The organism is Tamlana crocina (genome assembly GCF_012037625.1).
Genome location: NZ_JAAVJS010000187.1, coordinates 1 through 487 on the forward strand (window position 1 = coordinate 1; position 487 = coordinate 487).

Consider the following 487-nt stretch of genomic DNA (forward strand, 5'->3'; position numbering starts at 1 on the left):
CTCCCTGTTCTCCTTTGTATTCGTTCTCCAGCTGTTGTACTGCCTTTACCCCGGTTCCGGTTATAGATTGATAGGTGGACACAACCACTCTTTTTATGTCATACCTCTTGTGCAATGGAGAAAGGGCCATTACCATTTGGATCGTGGAACAATTTGGATTTGCGATGATCTTATCTTCGGAAGTCAAATCTGCAGCATTGATCTCGGGTACTACAAGTTTTTTATCAGGATGCATACTCCAGGCCGAAGAGTTATCTATAACTGTGGTTCCTGCTTCGGCAAATTTAGGTGCCCACTCCAGGGAAGTTTCCCCGCCGGCTGAAAAAAGGGCAATGTCGGGTCGTTGTGCCACTGCCTCTTCCAGTCCTATTACTTCATACTCCTTATCATTAAAACTGATCTTACTTCCTACAGATCTTTCTGAAGCTACCGGTAATAATTCGGTCACAGGAAAGTTCCTTTCTGCAAGTACTTTTAACATCACCTG

The 487-nt window shown here is 44.4% G+C and carries 1 pseudogene; it reads right to left on the reverse strand.

Going from position 1 to position 487, the window contains the following annotated elements:
- Positions 1-487, reverse strand: a pseudogene (locus tag HC176_RS16265) (Asd/ArgC dimerization domain-containing protein); the annotation flags it as partial.